Annotated in this window: 2 protein-coding genes and 1 pseudogene; all 3 read right to left on the bottom strand. The window is 71.6% G+C overall.

Annotation, left to right across the window (positions count from 1 at the left end; genetic code table 11):
* Positions 1-580, bottom strand: a pseudogene (locus tag ACFV5N_RS27140) (Asp-tRNA(Asn)/Glu-tRNA(Gln) amidotransferase GatCAB subunit B); the annotation flags it as partial.
* A gap of 46 nt (positions 581-626) precedes the next feature.
* Positions 627-896 carry a hypothetical protein gene (locus ACFV5N_RS27135; protein WP_385604981.1) on the bottom strand — a complete coding sequence of 90 codons (270 nt, stop codon included), beginning with the start codon at positions 894-896 and terminating at the stop codon, positions 627-629.
* A partial coding sequence (gene gatA / locus ACFV5N_RS27130; RefSeq protein ID WP_385604978.1) for an Asp-tRNA(Asn)/Glu-tRNA(Gln) amidotransferase subunit GatA occupies positions 893-2,313 on the bottom strand: 1,421 nt, incomplete at its 5' end. The genes gatA and ACFV5N_RS27135, both read right to left, overlap by 4 nt.

Genomic DNA, 2,313 nt, shown 5'->3' with positions numbered 1-2,313 from the left:
TCTCCATGCGGGCCTCGGAGACGCCGAGCGCCTTGATCAGCTCGCGCAGCTCGGCGACGTACGCCTTGGCCACCTCGGGCGCCCGCTCCCCCGCGCCGGTGATCGGCTTGGTGACGATCTCGATCAGCGGGATGCCGGCCCGGTTGTAGTCGAGCAGCGAGTGCGAGGCGCCGTGGATGCGGCCGGCGGCGCCCCCGATGTGGGTGGACTTGCCGGTGTCCTCCTCCATGTGGGCGCGCTCGATCTCCACCCGGAAGGTGGTGCCGTCCTCCAGCTGCACGTCGAGGTAGCCGTTGAACGCGATCGGCTCGTCGTACTGCGAGGTCTGGAAGTTCTTCGGCATGTCCGGATAGAAGTAGTTCTTCCGGGCGAACCGGCACCACTCGGCGATCTCGCAGTTCAGCGCGAGACCGATCCGGATGGCGGACTCCACCCCGACGGCGTTGACCACGGGCAGCGCCCCGGGCAGGCCCAGACAGGTCGGGCAGGTCTGGGAGTTCGGCTCGGCGCCGAGAGTGGTCGCGCAGCCGCAGAACATCTTGGTCGCGGTGCCGAGTTCGACATGGACCTCCAGGCCCATGACGGGGTCGTAGGAGGCCAGGGCGTCCTCGTACGACACCAGGTCGTCAGTCACGGTCACGGGGTCGTACCTCTCGCACGCTGTCGGTCAGCTCGGGGAGGCCGGGATCGCCCTCCCGGTTGATACGGCGCAGCTCCCGGCTCAGCAGGGCGATACCGGTGACCAGGCCGGCGGCCGAGATGATGGCGTCGGCCATCTCCAGCGGGTCGCGCTCCGCGCGGGCGGTGCGCAGCTGCTTCACCACGCCGAACGCGCCGAACAGGGTGGCGCCGATCGACAGGTACGTTCCGGCCTTGGACTTGGGCTTCTTCGTCATAGCGCGGGTGCCTCCTCCAGCAACGGGTGTCCCCAGCGTGCCCGGAAGCCGGCCTCGACGGCCGCTCCCACGCGGTACAGCCGGTCATCGGCCATCGCGGGCGCGATGATCTGCAGCCCCACCGGCAGCCCGTCCTCGTCAGCGAGGCCGCAGGGCAGCGACATGGCGGCGTTGCCGGCCAGGTTGGTGGGGATGGTGCACAGGTCGGCCAGGTACATGGCCATCGGGTCGTCCACGCGCTCGCCGATCGCGAACGCGGTGGTCGGGGTGGTCGGCGAGACCAGCACGTCGACGTCGCCGAACGCCCGCTCGAAGTCGCGGCTGATGAGGGTGCGCACCTTCTGGGCGCTGCCGTAGTACGCGTCGTAGTAGCCCGAGGACAGGGCGTACGTGCCGAGCATGATGCGCCGCTTGACCTCGTCGCCGAAGCCGGCGCCGCGGGTGAGGGTGGTGACCTCCTCGGCGGAGCGCCCGCCGGTGTCGCCGACCCGCAGCCCGTAGCGCATGGCGTCGAAGCGGGCCAGGTTGGAGGAGCACTCGGAGGGCGCGATGAGGTAGTAGGCGGCCAGGGCCTTGTCGAAGGACGGGCAGGACACCTCGACGACCTCGGCGCCCAGCTCGCGCAGCAGCTCGACGGACTCGTCGAAGCGCGCCATCACCCCGGCCTGGTAGCCCTCGCCGCGGAACTCCTTCACCACGCCGACGCGCAGCCCCGCCACCGAGCCGTTGCGGGCCGCCTCGACGACCGCGGGCACCGGGGCGTCGATGGAGGTGGAGTCCAGCGGATCGTGACCGGCGATCGCCTCGTGCAGCAGCGCGGCGTCCAGCACCGTGCGGGCGCACGGGCCGCCCTGGTCGAGGGAGGAGGAGAAGGCGATCATGCCGTAGCGGGAGACCCCGCCGTAGGTGGGCTTGACGCCGACGGTGCCGGTGACGGCGGCGGGCTGCCGGATCGAGCCGCCGGTGTCGGTGCCGAGCGCCAGCGGCGCCTGGTAGGAGGCGATCGCGGCGGCCGAGCCGCCGCCGGAGCCGCCGGGGATGCGGGTGAGGTCCCACGGGTTGCCGGTGGGGCCGTACGCGCTGGTCTCGGTGGAGGACCCCATGGCGAACTCGTCCATGTTGGTCTTGCCGAGGATCACCACGCCGGCCTCCTTGAGGCGGCGGGTGACGGTGGCGTCGTACGGCGGGATCCAGCCTTCGAGGATCTTCGAGCCGCAGGTGGTGGGCACCCCCTCGGTGGTGAAGATGTCCTTCAGCGCGAGCGGCACGCCGGCCAGCGGGCCGAGCTTCTCGCCCGCCGCGCGGCGGGCGTCCACGGCGCGGGCCTGGGCGAGCGCGCCCTCCCGGTCCACGTGGAGGAAGGCGTGCACCTTCTCGTCGACGGCCTCGATGCGGGCGAGGTGCGCCTCGGTCACCT

Source organism: Streptomyces sp. NPDC059853, from assembly GCF_042731495.1.
In the GTDB taxonomy this organism is placed as follows: Bacteria; Actinomycetota; Actinomycetes; order Streptomycetales; family Streptomycetaceae; genus Streptomyces.
The sequence above is the reverse complement of the archived record's forward strand: the minus strand, read 5'-3'. Positions and strand labels throughout refer to the sequence as shown.

Excerpts from the sequence above, each read along its gene's own strand:
- ACFV5N_RS27135 (WP_385604981.1), bottom strand. The coding sequence starts at position 896 with ATGACGAAGAAGCCCAAGTCCAAGGCCGGAACGTACCTGTCGATCGGC.